The sequence below is a fragment of the Bradyrhizobium sp. AZCC 2176 genome (genome assembly GCF_036924645.1).
GTDB lineage: Bacteria > Pseudomonadota > Alphaproteobacteria > Rhizobiales > Xanthobacteraceae > Bradyrhizobium.
Genome location: NZ_JAZHRX010000001.1, coordinates 5,577,345 through 5,594,849, shown reverse-complemented (window position 1 = coordinate 5,594,849; position 17,505 = coordinate 5,577,345). Strand labels below are relative to the sequence as shown.

The following is a 17,505-nucleotide window of genomic DNA, read 5'->3' as shown; positions in this document are numbered from 1 at the left end:
AGCAGTGCACCACGCCGCAAGCGGGGCGAACCGATCAGGCGAAATCAGGCTGCCAGTCGCGAACTGCCCGCGCCGCTTTCGTCACGGCGCCGATGCTGCCGAACGACGCCGTCTCCACCATCATCGCGCGCGCCAGACGCAGGCTCCGAGCCTCGCAAATGGCCCGCTGCTTTGGATCCTCGATCAGTTCGAAATCGGCATTGTGCGCCAGCCCGAGAATGCGACGGATGATCTTCGCGGCCGAAAATCCGACGGTGTCGCCGAACAGCCGCGCCATATAGGCCAGTCGCTCGACCTCCAGGCGCGCCGCACCGGCCGCGCCGGGAAACAGCGCCTTGGGGTAGGCGTCGCCGTGAGCTTCCGTGCGCCAGAGCTCGAGGAATTCGCGGGCGAACTCGGTCCAGACGTTTTCGATCGTTTCCAGCACCCACACCTCAAACAGCCGCCGTTCGCTCGGCGAACGCTCATGACCGGCGGAGGCCAGATAGCTCATCAGGAGATTGCCGATGACCGCGCCGAGATCGAATCCCATCGGTCCGTAGAACGCGAACTCGGGATCGATCACGACGGTCGAGCCTTCCGTCACCATGATCGAGCCGGTGTGGAGATCGCCGTGAATCAGCGCTTCCGGTGCGTTCAGGAATTTCAGTTTCAGCCGCGAGATCGCCGCGTGGAGGTCGAGGTCTTCGCGGAAGGCGGCCGCTGTCGCGTCGAGCCAGGGCTGTGTCCAGCGGTTTTGCTCGGCCACGCGATAGGGATCGGTGAAGATCAAGTCTTCTGTGATCTTGCAGAGCGCGTGGTTGCCGGCGAACGCCGCAATTCCCTCCTTCTTCCCGGCAGCAGGAATCGCGAGGTCGGAAGAGAAAAACAGCGTGCGTGCCAGAAAGGTCGCGATGTCCCCGACAAAGCGCGGATAGAGCGTGCCCGCGATCAGCCCCTTGCGCATGATGATATGCGGCTCGAGCAACTCCATAACAACGAGCGCGAGCCCCTCGTTGTGGTGCAGCACAGCCGGCACCAAACCGGGCGCCAGCCGCGCCTGATGCGTGAGCGCCAGATATTCGTAATGCGCGCGCGACAGCGGCAACGGCCAGCTCTCGCCGACGAGCCGCACATAGGGCAGCGCTTGCTTGACGGCGATGCCGCTCGCGGTCCCCTTGACGATGAACACGAGATTGAGGTTGCCGTCGCCGACCTCGCTGATCGTCCAGGAAGCGGGTGCGCCGCCAAGCCGGGCCGCGACCGCCGGTAGCCCCGCGAGGTAATCCCGCAGATCGGCTTCATGAAGAATTCGGTATTCGTCCGGCCGTGGACCAGCCGACGATCGATGCTGTGAACTCATCCCCCTGCCCCCAATGCCGGTGCGGGAGGCGCGGTTCACTCCCGTTCCAGGAAATTCGAGCCGATATCGGCTTTTTTCTTGAACGGATCATAGTCGCAATAGACGCTGTCGGCGACAAGCGTGTAGCTCGGGATGATCGTGTCCTTGTTGAGCTTGACCGAACTCACGCCGATTACGGCGGTCTGCTTGCCGCCGGTCCATTTGAACGGGGTGGTGCTCTGCGCCCTCTCGCACGCGGCGACCGCGTCGGCGAAGACCGAGCCCTCGACGAAGGCTTTTACGGTGCGAAGCTGCCCGAGCATCTTCCAGTTCACGTAGAACGATCCGGCAAGGCCGGCCGCGAGCAAGACTACAAGCGCTATCAGGATGCGTTGAACGGTCATTCCTCTCCCCCAGATCGAAATGTCAGAACGGCAGCCCCATCAGCTTCGACAGTCGCTCGATATTGAGATAGCCTTGGTGATAGGCCCACATGCCGATGCCGAAAACCACGCCCGAGATCAGCGTGGTCCAGAGCAGCTTCCAGCCCATCCGCGCCATGACCGGCGCGCCGGGATCGGTGCCGGGCGCGGCCTCGCCGTCCTCATGCTGGCTGCGGACGCCGAACGGCAGCGTCGTGAACAGCACGACCCACCAGAGCACGAAGTAGATCGCAAGCGCGGTGGAGACGCTATAGGCCATCAGGGTTCACGCCTGTTCGATTTCGACAAGTGCGCCGGAGAAATCCTTCGGATGGAAAAACAGCACCGGCTTGCCGTGGGCGCCGATCTTCGGCACGCCGTCACCGAGCACGCGCGCGCCCTCGCTGATCAGTCTGTCGCGCGCGGCGATGATGTCGGGCACGTCGTAGCAGATGTGATGGATGCCGCCGTCGGCGTTGCGCTCGACGAACTTGGCGATCGGCGAAGCTTCGCCGAGCGGCTGGATGAACTCGATCTTGGTGTTGGGCAAGGTCACGAACACGGTGATGACGCCATGCTCCGGCAGCGGCACGGCGCCGGAGATTTCGGCGCCGAATGCGGCGCCATAGATCTTGGCGGCCTTTTCCGCATCCTTGACCGCGATCGCAACGTGATTGAGCCGGCCCAGCATGACACTCCACTCCCGCTTCGCTGCATCTTCCCGGCACGTCCGCCCGGTTAGAAGTGCTTTTACCTCAAACCGTCAGCACATGAACGAGGCAAATCGGCTTCTTGCCCCAGTTCTCGCTGATGACCGCACGCACCGCGCGGCGCACCGATTCAGCCGTAGCGTCCGCATCGCGCCGCCGCGCCCGCGGCAGGTTTTCCACCGTCGAAACCACCGTATCGAACACGATCTCGTCGATCACCTCGCCGGCCGCATTCTTCTCGGGGATGCCAACCAGATCAACCTCGGGATCGTCGGCCAATTCGCCCTTGTCGGTCATGGCGAGGGCGACAAAGGCGCAGCCGGCAAACCCCATCCGCCGCCGCTCGACCACGGCGCGGGATTTTGAATCCTCCAGGATCGCGCCGTCCTTGTAGATCCGTCCCGACGGCAATTCGTCGATGATTCCAGGGTCGCCCGGCCCAAGCTTGATCAGGTCGCCGTTCCGGCACGTCAGCACCTTCGGGACGCCGGCGGCACGCGCCAGCTTGGCGTGCTCCGACAGATGCAGCGCCTCGCCATGGACGGGGATCAAGATCTGCGGGCGTACCCATGAGATCATGTCGCGCAGCTCGTCGCGGCGCGGATGGCCGGAGACGTGGACCAGATCAGTGCGGTCGGTGATGACCTCGATGCCCTGGACCACCAGGCCATTGATGATGGCGCCGACCGCCTTCTCGTTGCCGGGGATGGTGCGCGAGGAAAAGATCACGCTGTCGCCCTTGTTCAGCGTCACCTGCGGGTGGTCGTTATTGGCGATCCGGGCCAGTGCCGCGCGCGGCTCGCCCTGGCTGCCGGTGCACAGCGCCAGCACCTTGTCCGGCGGGAAATGCCCATAATAATCGGCGCCGCGGAAATTCTGCACGCCCTCGAGATAGCCGGTCTCGCGGGCGACCTGCACCACGCGCTCCATAGCGCGGCCGACCACGACCACCTCGCGATCGGCGGCTTTGGCGGCGTCCGCCACCGCTTTCAGGCGGGCGACGTTGGAGGCAAAGGTGGTGACGGCAACCCGGCCTTTGGCGGCCATCACCAGCTTGGTGATGGTGGCGGCGACCTCGGTCTCCGAGGGCGAGCGCCCGTCCCGCACCGCGTTGGTGGAATCGCCGACCAGCGCCAGCACGCCGGCATCGCCGAGTTCGCGCAGGCGCCGCTCGTCGGTCGGAAGACCGATGATCGGCGTCGGGTCGATCTTCCAGTCGCCGGTGTGCAGCACAGTGCCGGCCGGGGTGTGGATCGCCAGCGCATGCGATTCCGGGATCGAATGGGCGACCGGGATGAACTCGACGGTGAACGGCCCAAGCTCGACGCGGCCGCCCGACGGCACCACCGTTACCGGTATCTTCGGCGGATTGCGCTCGGCGGCGCATTTGGCCTCGAACAAAGCGGCGCTGAATTTAGTTGCATAGACCTTGCATTGCAGCTTCGGCCAGAGATCTATAATCGCGCCGAAATGATCCTCGTGGGCGTGCGTCAGCACCAGACCCATCAAATTGTTGCGCTCCTTCTCCAGGAAGCGGATGTCGGGCATGATCAGGTCGATGCCCGGCAGATGTTCCTCGTCGCCGAAGGAGACGCCGAGATCGACCGCGAGCCAGGAACGCTGGTGGCGGTTGCCGAGCCCGTAGATCGACAAGTTCATGCCGATCTCGCCAACGCCGCCAAGCGGCGCAAAGGTCAGTTCATCCGGCCGCGCCATCAGGCCGCTCCCACTGATGCCGCGGTGCCGAAATAGACTTCTCCGGCTGTGATCGGCATGCGCCTGCCCTCCGCCGTGCGGACGATCAGGCAGCCGGTATCATCGATCGTATCGAACGTGCCTTCTATCTTCGCGGTTCCGGTCTGGACCGCGACCCGCTCGCCGACGCCAAAGGCCCGTTCCAGCCACGCCTTGCGGATGTCGGCAAAGCCGCGGCCATTGTCCCAGATGCCGGTGAAGTCGACCCAGGCGTCGGAGAGCGCGGCGAATAGCTCGTCGGCGCCGATTTGAACGCCGAGCGCGGCCAGCGAGGTCGCCGGCGTCGGCGTGCCCTCAGGCGCAGCAATGACGTTGGTGCCGATGCCGACCACCACGGCCAGGCGACTGCCGGCCAGGGCCTCGGCCTCCAGCAGGATGCCGGCGAGCTTCTGCCCATCCGCCATGACGTCGTTGGGCCATTTCAGGGCGTATTTCAGCGGCGCCGCGCCGGCACGGCGCAAATTGGCTTCGATGCTGAGCTTCTGCAGGGCGCTTTCCAGCGAAAGCCCTGCGGCAAAGCCCAGGGTGGCCGCGACGCCGGGCGACACGTCCATGACCTCGAGGATGCTGCTGGCGAGGTTACCGCGCGGCGCGATCCAGGCGCGCTGCCGGCGGCCGCGGCCGGCGGTCTGCTCGGTCGTCACGAACCACGTCGGGGCGCGCTCGCCATCGCGGGCGCGGGACATGGCTTCGGCGTTGGTCGAACCGATGCGGTCGAAGGCGGCGAGACGGTAGCCCGCCGATATGGCTTTGGGACCGAGCGAGAAGGTCATCCTGGGAAGAGCGACTTCGCGGCCACCGTGGCGACGCTGACCAGCGGCCCCGGATAGACGAAGAAGAAGATGTTGAAGATGCCCGCGACCGCCAGCACCGTGCGCAGTTCGATCCGCATCGGCTCGATCTTGCCGACCGGCTCGTCGAAATACATCACCTTGATGATGGTGAGATAGTAGAATGCACCCACGACGCTGGTGAGCACCCCGATTACGGCGAGCGTGAACAGGCCCGCCTTGATCGCGGCCACGAACACGTACCATTTGGCAAAGAAGCCCGCGAGCGGCGGAATGCCGGCCAGCGAGAACAAGAGCATGGCGAAGAAAAACGCCAGCAGCGGGTTGGTGCGCGACAGCCCGGCGAAATCGCTGATCTGCTCCATCGGCTGGCCGTTGCGCTTCATAGTCAGGATGACGGCGAAGGAGCCCAGCGTCATCGCGACATAGATCGCGATGTAGACCAGCACGCCCTGCGCGCCCTCCACCGTGCCCGACGCGAGCCCTACCAGCGCAAAGCCCATATGGCCGATCGACGAATAGGCCATCAGGCGTTTGATGTTCCTCTGTCCGATCGCGGCGAACGAACCCAGCGCCATCGAAGCGATCGCGACAAACACGAGGATCTGCTGCCATTGCGGGACGATGCCGGGGAACGCGGTCAAGGTCACGCGGGTGAAAACGGCGAGCGCTGCGACTTTCGGCGCCGAGGCAAAGAACGCCGTGACCGGCGTCGGCGCCCCCTCGTAGACGTCGGGCGTCCACATGTGGAACGGCACGGCGGATACCTTGAAGCAGAGCCCGGCCAGCAGGAACACCAGGCCAAAGACGATGCCGACGCTGCCGGTCTTCACCGTAGCCGCAATGCCGGCAAAATCGACCGTGCCGGTGAAGCCGTAGATCAGCGAAGCGCCGTATAGCAGCATGCCCGAGGACAGCGCGCCGAGTACGAAATACTTCAGCCCGGCTTCGGTGGACTTGGCGTTGTCGCGGTTAGAGGCAGCGACCACGTAGAGCGCAAGGCTCATCAGTTCGAGCCCGAGATAGAGCATGATCAGGTCGGCGGCCGAGATCAGCACCATCATGCCGAGCGTGGAGAGCAGCACGAGGATCGCATATTCGAAAATGCGCCGCGACGGGTCGGACAAAAACTCCGTCGACAGGATCAGCGTCACCGCCGAGCCGATGATCGCAAGGACTTTCAGGAAGCGGGCAAAATCGTCGACAATGAAGCTGCCGCCGAAGGTCGCGAGCTTGCCGGCCGGCAGCATCAACTCCAGCACGCCGGTCACGACCAGCAGCACCACCGCAAGGCTGGTGACCAGTCTGGTCGTCCCCTCGCCGCGATAGGCGCCCAGCATCAACAGCGCCATGGCGCCGACGGCCAGCACCAGCTCCGGCAGCACCGGCAGCAACTGATAACCTGCACTGGAAAAGCTCATGGCGCTTTATTTCCTTGACGCGTTTCCTTCATGCGAACCGGTTCCCACTTCGCTTGAAAACGCTGCGTTACTGGACCAGCGCGGCTGCCTTCACGGCAGTCACGGCGGCATTGTAATTGTTGACGAGTTGCTGGACCGAGGCCGCCGACATGTCGAGCACCGGCTTCGGATAGACGCCGAACAGGATCGTCAGCGCGACGAGCGGGAACAGGGTCAGACTCTCGCGGAGGGTCAGATCCTTGATGCTGGCGAGCGACGGCTTGGTCAGCGCGCCGAACACCACCTTGCGATAGAGCCACAGCGCATAGCAGGCCGACAGGATCACGCCGAGCGTGGCAAAGGTCGCGGTCGGGATCGAGACCTTGAAGGTGCCGAGCAGCGTCATGAATTCGCCGACGAAGCCGCTAGTGCCGGGCAGACCGACATTGGCCATGGTGAAGACCATGAACACCAGCGCGTAGAGCGGCATCCGGTTGACGAGGCCGCCATAGGCCGTGATCTCGCGGGTATGCATGCGGTCGTAGACGATGCCGACGCACAGGAACAGCGCGCCGGAGACGATGCCGTGCGACACCATCTGGAACACGCCGCCGGCCACGCCCTGCGTGGTCGCGGCGAAGATGCCCATGGTGACGAAGCCCATATGGGCCACCGACGAATAGGCGATCAGTTTCTTGATGTCCTCCTGCATCAGCGCCACCAGCGAGGTGTAGACGATGGCGATCACCGACAACGAGAAGATCAGCGGCGCAAAATCATGCGAGGCCAGCGGAAACATCGGCAGCGAGAACCGCAGGAAACCGTAGCCGCCCATCTTCAACAGGATCGCGGCCAGGATCACCGAGCCTGCGGTCGGCGCCTCGACGTGCGCATCGGGAAGCCAGGTGTGCACCGGCCACATCGGCATCTTCACGGCGAACGAGGCAAAGAACGCCAGCCACGCCCAGGTCTGCAAGCTACGTGGCACGGCGGTATGCATCAGGGTCGGGATGTCGGTGGTGCCGGCATTCCAGTACAGCGCCATGATGGCGAGCAGCATCAGCACCGAGCCGAGCAGCGTGTAGAGAAAGAACTTGAACGACGCGTAGACCCGGCGCGGCCCGCCCCAGACGCCGATGATCAGGAACATCGGGATCAGGCCACCCTCGAAGAACAGATAGAACAGCACGAGGTCGAGCGCCGAAAACGTGCCGACCATCAGCGTCTCCAAAAGCAGGAACGCCATCATGTATTCGCGCACGCGCACCGTGATCGATTTCCAGCTCGCGATGATGCAGAACGGCATCAAAGCGGTGGTCAGGATCACGAACGGCAGCGAAATGCCGTCGACGCCCATGTGATAGGTGATGCCGCTGGCGAGCCAGTTCGCCTTTTCGACGAACTGGAAATCCGGATTGGCGGCGTCGAAGCGCCAGCCCAGGATCAGCGACACCGCAAAGGTGACCAGCGTGGTCCACAGCGCGATCCAGCGCGCATTGCGCCGCGCCGCCTCGTCCTCGCCGCGGGTGAGATAGATCGCCAGCGCGCCGATGATCGGCAGGAAGGTGACGACGGAAAGAATCGGCCAGGTTGTCATCACTGGGCCCCCAAGCCGAACATGAACCAGGTGATCAGCCCCGCGACCCCGATCAGCATCGCAAAGGCATAGTGATAGAGATAGCCGGTCTGAATCTTCACCACATTGCGGGTGACATCGAGCACGCGCGCCGACACGCCATCCGGGCCGAAGCCGTCGATGACGAAGCCGTCGCCCTTTTTCCAAAGAAAGCGGCCGAGCCACTTCGCCGGACGGACGAAGATGACCTCATAGAGCTCGTCGAAGTACCATTTGTTGAGCAGGAACTGGTAGAGCATCTGGTGCTGGTTGGCGAGTTCGACCGGCAGATACGGCCGGCGGATGTAGAACAGCCACGACACCAGGAAGCCCACGACCATCATCACCGTCGGCAGGAACGCGATCGCCTGTGGAATGTGGTGCATCTCGTCGATGATATGCGGGTGCATCTTGAGCGACTCGCGGAAGAACTCTTCGACGCCATGGCCCGCGAATACTTCCTTGAACGGGAAACCGGCCAGGATCGAGCCGGCCGCCAAAACGCCGATCGGGACCAGCATCCACATCGGCGATTCGTGCGCGGCCTCATAGTGGTGCTGGTCGTGCGGCTCGCCGTGGAACGTCTTGAAGATCAGCCGCCACGAATAGAACGAGGTCAGGCCGGCCGCAATCACCGTCAACGCGAAACCGTAGTATGCGAATGGATTGTGCGCGACGTAGGCGGACTCGATGATCGCGTCCTTGGAGAAATAGCCGGCCGTGAGCGGGAAGCCGGTCAGCGCCAGCGTGCCGATCACCATCACGCTGTAGGTGTAGGGGATCTTGTCCTTTAAGCCCCCCATGTTGCGGATGTCCTGCTCGTGGTGCATCGCGTAGATCACCGAGCCGGACCCCAAGAACAGCAGCGCCTTGAAGAAGGCGTGCGTGAACAGATGGAACATGCCGACCGAATAGGCCCCCGCCCCCATCGCCACGAACATGTAGCCGAGCTGCGAACAGGTCGAGTAGGCGACGATGCGCTTGATGTCGTTCTGGACGAGACCGACGGTCGCCGCAAAGAACGCGGTGGTGGCGCCGAAGAACATGACGACGGCCTGCGCATTCGGCGCGAGCTCGAACAGCGGCGACAGCCGCGCCACCATGAACACGCCAGCGGTCACCATGGTCGCAGCGTGGATCAGCGCGGAGACCGGCGTCGGGCCTTCCATCGCGTCCGGCAACCAGGTGTGCAGCAGGAACTGGGCCGATTTTCCCATCGCGCCCATGAACAGCAACAGGCAGGTCAGCGTCAGCGCATCGGCATGCCAGCCGAAGAAGTCGATGGTCTTGCCTGATAGCCCCGGGGCGCCGGCGAAGATGGTCTCGAGATCGGTCGAGTTGAGCAGCATGTAGATGGCGAAGATGCCGAGCGCGAAGCCGAAATCGCCGACGCGGTTGACCACGAAGGCCTTGATCGCCGCGGCATTCGCCGACGGCTTCTGGTACCAGAAGCCGATCAGCAGGTAGCTCGCGAGACCGACGCCTTCCCAGCCGAAGAAGAGCTGGACCAGATTGTCCGCCGTCACCAGCATCAGCATCGCGAAGGTGAACAGCGACAAATAGGCGAAGAAGCGCGGCCGGTGCGGGTCCTCGTCCATGTAACCGATGGAATAGAGGTGCACGAGCGAGGAGATGGTGTTGACCACCACCAGCATCACCGCGGTCAGCGTATCGACGCGCAGCGCCCACGCCACCTGCAGATCACCGGAATTGATCCAGGGGAACAGCGCGATCCGGGCGTCATGGTGCATGAAGCCGACGTCGACCAGCGTCACCCAAGACAGCGCTGCGGATACAAATAGAAGCCCTGTCGTAATCAGCTCGGCGGCGCGCGAGCCCTGAGCCGGCGGCTCCGAGACGTGATGGACGTCATGGCCGTGATCGCCATGTTCATCATGAGCTTCAGCGGCGTGCGCGTGATCGCCAAGGCCTTGATCGTGATGCCCGTGGTCGTGATGCTTGACCTCATCGCCGCTCGGGTTGCGCGCATGCGCGCCGAAGATCGCAATCAGGCCGGCCAGAATGGCGCCCAGCAGCGGCAGAAAGACAATTGCCTGAACCATAGCCGCGCCCTAGCCCTTCATCAGATTGACGTCGTCAACCGCGATCGAACCGCGGTTGCGGAAATAGACCACCAGCACGGCAAGACCGATCGCAGCTTCAGCGGCGGCAACCGTCAGCACCAGCAGCGCAAACACCTGGCCGACGATGTCGCCGAGGAAGGTCGAGAACGCCACCAGGTTGATGTTGACCGCGAGCAGGATCAGCTCGATCGACATCAGGATGACGATGATGTTCTTGCGATTCAAGAAGATGCCGAGGATCCCGAGCGTGAACAGGATGGCGCCGACCGCGAGATAGTGTCCCAGACCGATCGTCATTTCACCCACTCCGCCGCGTCCGCATCCTGCAGCCCCTGCCCGGACGCGACCTTGCGCACGGCCATCGCGAGCTCCGGCGTCCGCGCGTTCTGCACGTTGATATCCTGCCGCTTGACCTTGGCCTTGTGGCGCAGCGTCAGCACGATGGCGCCGATCATCGCCACCAGCAGCACCATGCCGGCGATCTGGAAGTAGTGGATGTACTTCGTATAGAGCACCAGCCCGAGCGCCTCGGTGTTGTTGACATTGGCCGGGATCGCCGCCGTGATGGACTTGGTGACGGACGGGTTGATCGCCCAACCGCCGACCACCAGCAGAAGCTCGAACATGAAGATGCCGCCGATCACCAATCCAATCGGCAAATACTGCATGAAGCCTTCGCGCAGCTCGACGAAGTCGACGTCGAGCATCATGATCACGAACAGGAACAGCACCGCAACCGCGCCGACATAGACGACGATCAGCATCATTCCAAGGAACTCAGCGCCCATCAGAATGAACAGCCCGGACGCATTGACGAACGCCAGGATCAGATACAGCACCGAGTGCACGGGATTGCGCGACACAATCACCATCACCGCCGACGCCACGCAGACGCCGGCAAACAGATAGAAGAACAGCGCGGGAAGGATCATCGGCCCGCTCCCGTCATTCCGGAGCGCGGACGCAGTCCGCGAATCCGGAATCTGGAGATCGTGGCGCGAGATTCCGGGTTCGCGCTTCGCGCGCCCCGGAATGACGTGGATATAGTGTGACGGATCATGCCCTCACCTCACCGGTACGGCGCGTCGAGTTCAATTGCTTTCGCAATCTCGCGCTCCCAGCGGTCGCCATTGGCGAGCAGCTTCGCCTTGTCATAATAGAGTTCCTCGCGGGTCTCGGTCGCGAATTCGAAATTCGGTCCCTCGACGATGGCATCGACCGGGCAGGCTTCCTGGCACAGGCCGCAATAGATGCATTTCACCATGTCGATGTCGTAGCGCACGGTGCGGCGGGTGCCGTCGTTGCGGCGCGGGCCGGCCTCGATGGTGATCGCCTGCGCCGGGCAGATCGCCTCGCACAGCTTGCAGGCGATGCAGCGCTCCTCACCGTTGGGGTAGCGGCGCAGCGCATGCTCGCCGCGGAAGCGCGGCGAGATCGGGTTCTTCTCGAACGGATAGTTGATGGTCGGCTTCGGCTTGAAGAAATAGCGCATGGCGAGAAAGAACGCCGATACGAATTCGCTCAAGAGAAGCGCTCGGGCGGTTGCGTTGACGTTGACACTCATGACGGCCTCATTTCGGCGCAATGCCGGCGAACTGCAGCACCCCGGCCACAATCACCACCATTGCCAGCGACAACGGCAAAAACACCTTCCAGCCGAGCCGCATCAGTTGATCGTAGCGGTAGCGCGGCACGATCGCCTTCGCCATCGCGAACAGGAAGAACATGAAGAACAGTTTCAGCGCGAACCACACCACGCCCGGGATCCAGGTGAATGGCGGCAGCGCCACCGGCGGCAGCCAGCCGCCAAGGAACAGGATCGTCGCCATCGCGCACATCGTGGTGATCGCGACATATTCGCCGAGCATGAACAAGAGATACGGCGTCGAGCCGTATTCGACCATGAAGCCGGCGACCAGTTCGGATTCCGCTTCCACCAGGTCGAATGGCGGACGGTTGGTCTCGGCCAGCGCCGAGACATAGAACACCACGAACATCGGGAACAGCGGCCACACATACCAGTTCAGGATGGTGAGCTGCGGCAGCCCGATCAGGCTGGCGAAGCCGCGGGTGTTCTGCGCTTCCACCACCGCCGAAAGGTTGAGCGAGCCGGCGCACAGCAAGACCGTGATGATGACGAAGCCGATCGAGACTTCGTAGGACACCATCTGCGCCGCGGAGCGGAGCGCAGCCAGGAACGGATATTTCGAGTTCGACGACCAGCCGGCCATGATGATGCCGTAGATCGACAGCGACGAGATCGCGAAGATGTAGAGCACGCCAACATTGATGTCCGATATCACCCAGCCGAGATCCATCGGGATCACGGCCCAGGCAGCCAGCGCCAGCACGCAGGACACCAGCGGCGCCAGCAGGAACACGCCCTTGTTGGAGCCGGACGGGATGATCGGCTCCTTCAGCACGAACTTCAGAAGGTCCGCGAAGGATTGCAGGAGGCCCCAGGGGCCGACGACGTTAGGGCCGCGGCGGATCTGCACCGCCGCCCAGATCTTGCGGTCGGCGAGCAGGATGTAGGCGATCGCGATCAGGAGCACGACGAGCAAGAGCAGGCTCTGCGCGACCATGATGATCAGCGGCCAGAGAAAGCCGGTCCAGAACGAGCTTGCGAAGAAATCAGCCATCAGGTCACGCTTACTCCGCTGCCGTCAGCATTTTCCCGGACGCCAGCCGGGAACATTCCGCCATGACAGCGGAAGCCCGCGCGATCGGGTTGGTCAGATAGAAATCCTCGACCGAACTCTTGAACGGGGTCTTGTCGACCTTGCCGCCCTTCTTGCCCGCCAGCGCCTTGACGTCATCGGCCTTGCCGGATTCGATCTGGTCGATCCGCATCAGATGCGGGACGGCCTTGAACAGCGCCTGGCGCAATGCCCCGAGGGAATCATAGGGCAGCTTCTTGCCCAGCACGTCCGACAGCGCGCGGACGATCGCCCAGTCCTCGCGCGCCTCGCCGGGCGGGAACGCGGCGCGGCTGGCGATCTGCACCCTGCCCTCGGTATTGACGTAGAGGCCGGATTTCTCGGTATAGGCCGCGCCCGGCAGGATGACGTCGGCGCGATGCGCGCCGCGGTCGCCATGGGTGCCAATATAGACCACGAACGTGCCGTCCGGCACCTTCACCTCGTCGGCCCCCAACAGGAACAGCACGTCGAGTGTGCCGAAAGTCGTCATCTGCGCCAGGCTGAGACCGCCCTTGCCGGGCGCAAAGCCGATATCGAGCGCGCCCGCACGCGAGGCCGTATCCTGCAGCACGGCAAAGCCGTTCCAGCCGTCCTTGAGCGCGCCGACACCCGCGGCGACCTTGGCTGCCAGCGCCAGCACCGCCGCGCCGTCATGCCGCGCCAGCGCACCGGCACCGACCAGCACGATCGGGTTCCTGGCGCCCTTCAGCACTTCGGCAAAGGAATGCTTCCCGCTCGCGAGTTCGCTGAGCGTATCCGTGCCCGCGCCAAGATAGTCGCAGTCATAGGTGAGGTCGGCCTTGGCGCCGATCAAGCCGACCTTAAGCTGGCCCGTGCGCCAGCGCTTGCGGATGCGCGCGTTGAGGACAGCGGCTTCCTTGCGCGGGTTGGCGCCGATGATCAGCAGCGCATCGGCGTGCTCGATCCCGGCAATGGTCGGGTTGAAGATCCAGGTCGCGCGTCCCGCCTTGGCGTCGAAGGCGTCGCCGCCCTGCACCGCCAGATTGACGGAGCCGTATTGGCTCAGCAGATCCTTGAACGCGAACATCTCTTCGATCGCAGCGAGATCGCCGGCGATGGCCCCGATCCGCTTGCCGTCGCTCATCCTGACCTTGGCTGCTATCGCTGCAAAAGCCTCCTGCCATGACGCCGCGCGGAGCTTGCCGTTGTCGCGGATATAGGGCCGGTCGAGCCGCTGCGTGCGCAGGCCGTCGACGACGTGACGGGTTTTGTCGGAAATCCATTCCTCGTTCACGGCCTCGTTGATGCGCGGCAGGATCCGCATCACCTCGCGGCCGCGGGTATCGACGCGGATCGCAGAGCCGACGCCGTCCATGACGTCGACCGACTGCGTCTTGCCGAGCTCCCACGGACGTGCGGCGAACGCGTACGGCTTCGAGGTCAACGCGCCCACCGGACAGATGTCGACGAGATTACCCTGCAGCTCGGAGGACAGCGCCTGCTCCAGATAGGTCGTGATCTCCATGTCTTCGCCACGGCCGGTCGCGCCCATTTCCGGGACGCCGGCGACTTCGGCGGAGAAGCGGACGCAGCGCGTGCACTGGATGCAGCGGTTCATCGAGGTCTTCACCAGCGCGCCGAGATACTTGTCCTCGACCGCGCGCTTGTTCTCGGCATAGCGCGAGGTGTCGACGCCGTAACCCATCGCCTGGTCCTGCAGGTCGCACTCGCCGCCCTGGTCGCAGATCGGGCAATCCAGCGGGTGGTTGATCAGCAGGAATTCCATCACGCCTTCGCGCGCCTTCTTCACCATCGGCGAACGCGTCGAAATTTCCGGCGGCTCGCCCTTCGGGCCGGGCCGGCAGTCACGCACGCCCCAGGCGCAGCTTGCAACCGGCTTCGGGCCGCCCTTGATTTCGACGAGGCACATCCGGCAATTGCCGGCGATCGACAGCCGCTCGTGGTAGCAGAAGCGCGGAATTTCGGCGCCCGCGGCCTCGCACGCCTGCAGCAGCGTGAACTCCGCAGGCACATCGATCTCTTTGCCGTCGATGATCAGTTTGGTCATTGCTGTCTCAAAGGTTTCCCAGCTTGCAGTCTGGCGGTGTAACGCTGGCGGTCTTCAGCGACGTCTTAATCCATCGCTGGGTCTCGGTGCCATAAGTCGCGAGATAGGCCGGCTGCGCCGCGTTCTTCTCGCACAGGAACGGCAGATGCGGCTTCAAATCGTAATCGCAGGACGCCAGCCACTCGCGCTTTCCGGCGAACGCGCCGATCGCTTCCTCACAGGCGTAGAGGAAGTACGTGACAAAGCTCTCGTACTGGACCTGCTCGTCGCGGCCGGCGGCCTTGATCTTCTCATAGTCCGGCTGCGCGAATTTCGGATTCTTGAACGCCAGGTCGGTGTAACCCAGAAATGCCTGACGCGCGCTGGCGGCGCGGTTGTTGGTGCGGATCTCGTTGATCTGGAACAGGATCGCAACAAAGCCGAGCAGCGCCACGGCCGCCTGCGCCATCTGCGCCAGCGTCCCGTATCTCTGCCACCAGAAGCTCGGTTGCGACATCGCGATCACTCCGCCGCGACCATATTCACGGGATCGCGCACGCCGGCATCGTCGATATCGGCCTTGTGCGAATACTGGTCGATGCGTGCCTCGATCTCGTGACGGAAATGCGCGATCAAACCCTGGATCGGCCACGCCGCGGCGTCGCCGAGCGCGCAGATGGTGTGGCCTTCGACCTGCTTGGTCACTTCGAGCAGCATGTCGATTTCGCGCTTGTGGGCGCGGCCCTCGGCCATGCGGGTCAAGACACGCCACATCCAGCCCGTGCCTTCGCGGCACGGCGTGCACTGGCCGCAGCTCTCGTGCTTGTAGAAATAGGAGATGCGCGCGATCGCCCGGATCAGGTCGGTCGACTTGTCCATCACGATGACGGCGGCGGTGCCGAGGCCGGAGCGGAGCTTGCCGAGGCTGTCGAAATCCATCGGCGTGTCGATGATCTGCTCGGCCGGCACCATGCGCACCGACGAGCCGCCGGGAATCACGGCCTTCAGATTGTCCCAGCCGCCGCGAATGCCGCCGCAATGGCGCTCGATCAGCTCGCGGAACGGAATCCCCATCGCCTCTTCGACGTTGCAGGGCCGCTCGACATGGCCTGAGACGCAAAACAGCTTGGTGCCGACATTGTTCGGCCGGCCGATGGCGGCGAACCACGCCGCACCGCGCCGCAGGATGTCAGGGGCCACCGCGATGGACTCGACGTTGTTGACGGTGGTCGGGCAGCCATAGAGGCCGACATTGGCCGGGAATGGCGGCTTCAGCCGCGGCTGGCCCTTCTTGCCTTCGAGGCTCTCCAGCAGCGCGGTTTCCTCGCCGCAGATATAGGCGCCGGCGCCGTGGGCGACATAGATGTCGAACGGCCAGCCATTGAGATTGTCCTTGCCGACCAGCTTGGCGTCATAGGCCTGATCGATCGCGGCCTGCAGATGCTCGCGCTCGCGGATGAACTCGCCGCGCACATAGATGTAACAGGCATGCGCGCCCATCGCGAAGCTCGCCAGCAGACAGCCTTCCACGAGCAGATGCGGATCGTGCCGCATGATCTCGCGGTCCTTGCAGGTGCCGGGTTCGGATTCGTCGGCGTTGACCACGAGATAGCTCGGCCGGCCGTCGGTGGATTCCTTCGGCATGAACGACCATTTCAGCCCGGTCGGGAATCCCGCCCCGCCGCGGCCGCGCAGGCCGGAAGCCTTCATCTCGTTGATGATCCAATCGCGGCCCTTGTCGATGATCGCCTTGGTGCCGTCCCACGCGCCGCGGCGGCGCGCGCCTTCCAGCCCCCAATCGTGGAGGCCGTAGAGGTTCTTGAAGATGCGATCCTTGTCGTCGAGCATGACTTGAAGCTTCCTAGCGGATCAACGATTGGACTGCGCGTAGGCAAGGCCTGCGGCGCATCCGCCGAAGGTCAGCGCCCACAACACGCTGGATTCGAGCGTTGCGTTCAGCCCGTAACGCTGCAGCAGAAATATGAACGCAGCCGCCGCGACGGCGTGCATGCCGATATAGCGCCAGTTTTTCATCGCGCTGACCTTTCCCTGCCCGATCAGGGGCCATGTGCCGCCACGCCTCATGTGGATTCCTTCAGCGTCGTCGGCCCACCCACGGGTGCCGAGAATTGGCGGTCGATCTGCGGTCCCGGCTTCGGCGGCTTGCCGGACGCAAAGCCGTCCAGCACCTTGCCAAAGCTTTCCTTGGTCAGGTCCTCGTAGGTATCCTTCCAGATCAGTACCATCGGCGCATTCACGCAGGCGCCGAGACACTCGACCTCTTCCCAACTGAAATTGCCGTCCTTCGACAGATGGAAGGGATCGTGATGGATGCGGCTCTGGCACACCTCGATCAGGTCGCCGGCGCCGCGCAGGCGGCACGGCGTGGTGCCGCATACCTGCACATGGGCCTTCTTGCCGACCGGCTGGAGCTGGAACATGGTGTAGAAGGTCGCGACTTCCAGCACGCGGATGTAGGGCATATCGAGCAGGTCGGCGACCACGCGGATCGCCGCTTCCGAAACCCATCCCTCATGCTGCTCCTGCGCGCGCCACAAGATCGCGATCACCGCCGATGCCTGCCGGCCCGGCGGATACTTTGTGATCTGCGCCTTGGCCCAGGCAAGGTTCTCTTCCGAGAACGCAAAGCTCGCGGGCTGCAATTCCTTCGGGGCGAGGCGGCGGACGGACATCGTT

At 63.7% G+C, this 17,505-nt stretch carries 18 protein-coding genes; all 18 read right to left on the bottom strand.

Going from position 1 to position 17,505, the window contains the following annotated elements:
• Nucleotides 1-34 precede the first annotated feature (34 nt).
• Nucleotides 35-1,342 (bottom strand): S-methyl-5-thioribose kinase, encoded by a 1,308-nt coding sequence (gene mtnK, locus V1288_RS26305; protein ID WP_334359796.1) that lies wholly within the window; start codon nucleotides 1,340-1,342, stop codon nucleotides 35-37.
• A gap of 35 nt (nucleotides 1,343-1,377) precedes the next feature.
• Nucleotides 1,378-1,725 (bottom strand): hypothetical protein, encoded by a 348-nt coding sequence (locus V1288_RS26300; RefSeq protein ID WP_334359795.1) that lies wholly within the window; start codon nucleotides 1,723-1,725, stop codon nucleotides 1,378-1,380.
• A 22-nt stretch (nucleotides 1,726-1,747) separates the two neighbouring features.
• The gene (locus V1288_RS26295) at nucleotides 1,748-2,023 is read right to left on the bottom strand and encodes a DUF1467 family protein (RefSeq protein WP_334359794.1); all 276 of its coding nucleotides are present in this window, start codon (nucleotides 2,021-2,023) and stop codon (nucleotides 1,748-1,750) included.
• A gap of 6 nt (nucleotides 2,024-2,029) precedes the next feature.
• The gene (gene mce / locus V1288_RS26290) at nucleotides 2,030-2,434 is read right to left on the bottom strand and encodes a methylmalonyl-CoA epimerase (protein ID WP_334359793.1); all 405 of its coding nucleotides are present in this window, start codon (nucleotides 2,432-2,434) and stop codon (nucleotides 2,030-2,032) included.
• Nucleotides 2,435-2,498: 64 nt separating this feature from the next.
• Nucleotides 2,499-4,169: a ribonuclease J gene (locus tag V1288_RS26285; RefSeq protein WP_334359792.1), complete on the bottom strand. Its 1,671-nt coding sequence runs from the start codon at nucleotides 4,167-4,169 to the stop codon at nucleotides 2,499-2,501.
• A complete protein-coding gene (locus tag V1288_RS26280) occupies nucleotides 4,169-4,981 on the bottom strand; it encodes a biotin--[acetyl-CoA-carboxylase] ligase (protein ID WP_334359791.1) in 813 nt (270 codons plus the stop codon). Before V1288_RS26280 ends, V1288_RS26285 begins: the two co-directional genes overlap by 1 nt.
• Nucleotides 4,978-6,420 (bottom strand): NADH-quinone oxidoreductase subunit NuoN, encoded by a 1,443-nt coding sequence (nuoN, locus tag V1288_RS26275; protein WP_334359790.1) that lies wholly within the window; start codon nucleotides 6,418-6,420, stop codon nucleotides 4,978-4,980. The genes V1288_RS26280 and nuoN overlap by 4 nt, the downstream gene beginning before the upstream one ends.
• 67 nt (nucleotides 6,421-6,487) lie before the next feature.
• Complete coding sequence (locus V1288_RS26270) at nucleotides 6,488-7,996, bottom strand: NADH-quinone oxidoreductase subunit M (RefSeq protein ID WP_334359789.1); 1,509 nt, start codon at nucleotides 7,994-7,996, stop codon at nucleotides 6,488-6,490.
• A complete protein-coding gene (nuoL, locus tag V1288_RS26265; RefSeq protein WP_334359788.1) occupies nucleotides 7,996-10,077 on the bottom strand; it encodes an NADH-quinone oxidoreductase subunit L in 2,082 nt (693 codons plus the stop codon). The genes V1288_RS26270 and nuoL overlap by 1 nt, the downstream gene beginning before the upstream one ends.
• 9 nt (nucleotides 10,078-10,086) lie before the next feature.
• On the bottom strand, nucleotides 10,087-10,395 hold the full coding sequence (nuoK, locus tag V1288_RS26260; protein WP_334359787.1) for an NADH-quinone oxidoreductase subunit NuoK: 309 nt from the start codon (nucleotides 10,393-10,395) through the stop codon (nucleotides 10,087-10,089).
• Nucleotides 10,392-11,030 carry an NADH-quinone oxidoreductase subunit J gene (locus tag V1288_RS26255; RefSeq protein WP_334359786.1) on the bottom strand — a complete coding sequence of 213 codons (639 nt, stop codon included), beginning with the start codon at nucleotides 11,028-11,030 and terminating at the stop codon, nucleotides 10,392-10,394. The genes nuoK and V1288_RS26255 overlap by 4 nt, the downstream gene beginning before the upstream one ends.
• Nucleotides 11,031-11,167: 137 nt before the next feature.
• The gene (gene nuoI / locus V1288_RS26250; RefSeq protein ID WP_028345787.1) at nucleotides 11,168-11,662 is read right to left on the bottom strand and encodes an NADH-quinone oxidoreductase subunit NuoI; all 495 of its coding nucleotides are present in this window, start codon (nucleotides 11,660-11,662) and stop codon (nucleotides 11,168-11,170) included.
• A 7-nt stretch (nucleotides 11,663-11,669) separates the two neighbouring features.
• On the bottom strand, nucleotides 11,670-12,740 hold the full coding sequence (gene nuoH / locus V1288_RS26245) for an NADH-quinone oxidoreductase subunit NuoH (protein ID WP_334359785.1): 1,071 nt from the start codon (nucleotides 12,738-12,740) through the stop codon (nucleotides 11,670-11,672).
• Nucleotides 12,741-12,750: 10 nt separating this feature from the next.
• The gene (nuoG, locus tag V1288_RS26240; RefSeq protein ID WP_334359784.1) at nucleotides 12,751-14,829 is read right to left on the bottom strand and encodes an NADH-quinone oxidoreductase subunit NuoG; all 2,079 of its coding nucleotides are present in this window, start codon (nucleotides 14,827-14,829) and stop codon (nucleotides 12,751-12,753) included.
• 7 nt (nucleotides 14,830-14,836) lie between these two features.
• Nucleotides 14,837-15,325, bottom strand: a complete 489-nt coding sequence (locus tag V1288_RS26235; protein WP_334359783.1) for a hypothetical protein — start codon at nucleotides 15,323-15,325, stop codon at nucleotides 14,837-14,839.
• Between the two features lie 5 nt (nucleotides 15,326-15,330).
• Nucleotides 15,331-16,656 (bottom strand): NADH-quinone oxidoreductase subunit NuoF, encoded by a 1,326-nt coding sequence (gene nuoF, locus V1288_RS26230; RefSeq protein ID WP_334359782.1) that lies wholly within the window; start codon nucleotides 16,654-16,656, stop codon nucleotides 15,331-15,333.
• Between the two features lie 21 nt (nucleotides 16,657-16,677).
• Complete coding sequence (locus tag V1288_RS26225; protein WP_334359781.1) at nucleotides 16,678-16,893, bottom strand: hypothetical protein; 216 nt, start codon at nucleotides 16,891-16,893, stop codon at nucleotides 16,678-16,680.
• The gene (gene nuoE / locus V1288_RS26220; protein ID WP_334359780.1) at nucleotides 16,890-17,501 is read right to left on the bottom strand and encodes an NADH-quinone oxidoreductase subunit NuoE; all 612 of its coding nucleotides are present in this window, start codon (nucleotides 17,499-17,501) and stop codon (nucleotides 16,890-16,892) included. The genes V1288_RS26225 and nuoE overlap by 4 nt, the downstream gene beginning before the upstream one ends.
• Nucleotides 17,502-17,505: the final 4 nt, after the last annotated feature.

Excerpts from the sequence above, each read along its gene's own strand:
- nuoE (WP_334359780.1), bottom strand. The coding sequence starts at position 17,501 with ATGTCCGTCCGCCGCCTCGCCCCGAAGGAATTGCAGCCCGCGAGCTTT.
- mtnK (WP_334359796.1), bottom strand. The coding sequence starts at position 1,342 with ATGAGTTCACAGCATCGATCGTCGGCTGGTCCACGGCCGGACGAATAC.
- nuoL (WP_334359788.1), bottom strand. The coding sequence starts at position 10,077 with ATGGTTCAGGCAATTGTCTTTCTGCCGCTGCTGGGCGCCATTCTGGCC.
- V1288_RS26300 (WP_334359795.1), bottom strand. The coding sequence starts at position 1,725 with ATGACCGTTCAACGCATCCTGATAGCGCTTGTAGTCTTGCTCGCGGCC.
- V1288_RS26280 (WP_334359791.1), bottom strand. The coding sequence starts at position 4,981 with ATGACCTTCTCGCTCGGTCCCAAAGCCATATCGGCGGGCTACCGTCTC.
- nuoN (WP_334359790.1), bottom strand. The coding sequence starts at position 6,420 with ATGAGCTTTTCCAGTGCAGGTTATCAGTTGCTGCCGGTGCTGCCGGAG.
- V1288_RS26235 (WP_334359783.1), bottom strand. The coding sequence starts at position 15,325 with ATGTCGCAACCGAGCTTCTGGTGGCAGAGATACGGGACGCTGGCGCAG.
- nuoI (WP_028345787.1), bottom strand. The coding sequence starts at position 11,662 with ATGAGTGTCAACGTCAACGCAACCGCCCGAGCGCTTCTCTTGAGCGAA.
- V1288_RS26255 (WP_334359786.1), bottom strand. The coding sequence starts at position 11,030 with ATGATCCTTCCCGCGCTGTTCTTCTATCTGTTTGCCGGCGTCTGCGTG.
- V1288_RS26285 (WP_334359792.1), bottom strand. The coding sequence starts at position 4,169 with ATGGCGCGGCCGGATGAACTGACCTTTGCGCCGCTTGGCGGCGTTGGC.
- nuoH (WP_334359785.1), bottom strand. The coding sequence starts at position 12,740 with ATGGCTGATTTCTTCGCAAGCTCGTTCTGGACCGGCTTTCTCTGGCCG.
- V1288_RS26225 (WP_334359781.1), bottom strand. The coding sequence starts at position 16,893 with ATGAGGCGTGGCGGCACATGGCCCCTGATCGGGCAGGGAAAGGTCAGC.
- nuoK (WP_334359787.1), bottom strand. The coding sequence starts at position 10,395 with ATGACGATCGGTCTGGGACACTATCTCGCGGTCGGCGCCATCCTGTTC.
- mce (WP_334359793.1), bottom strand. The coding sequence starts at position 2,434 with ATGCTGGGCCGGCTCAATCACGTTGCGATCGCGGTCAAGGATGCGGAA.
- V1288_RS26295 (WP_334359794.1), bottom strand. The coding sequence starts at position 2,023 with ATGGCCTATAGCGTCTCCACCGCGCTTGCGATCTACTTCGTGCTCTGG.
- nuoF (WP_334359782.1), bottom strand. The coding sequence starts at position 16,656 with ATGCTCGACGACAAGGATCGCATCTTCAAGAACCTCTACGGCCTCCAC.
- V1288_RS26270 (WP_334359789.1), bottom strand. The coding sequence starts at position 7,996 with ATGACAACCTGGCCGATTCTTTCCGTCGTCACCTTCCTGCCGATCATC.
- nuoG (WP_334359784.1), bottom strand. The coding sequence starts at position 14,829 with ATGACCAAACTGATCATCGACGGCAAAGAGATCGATGTGCCTGCGGAG.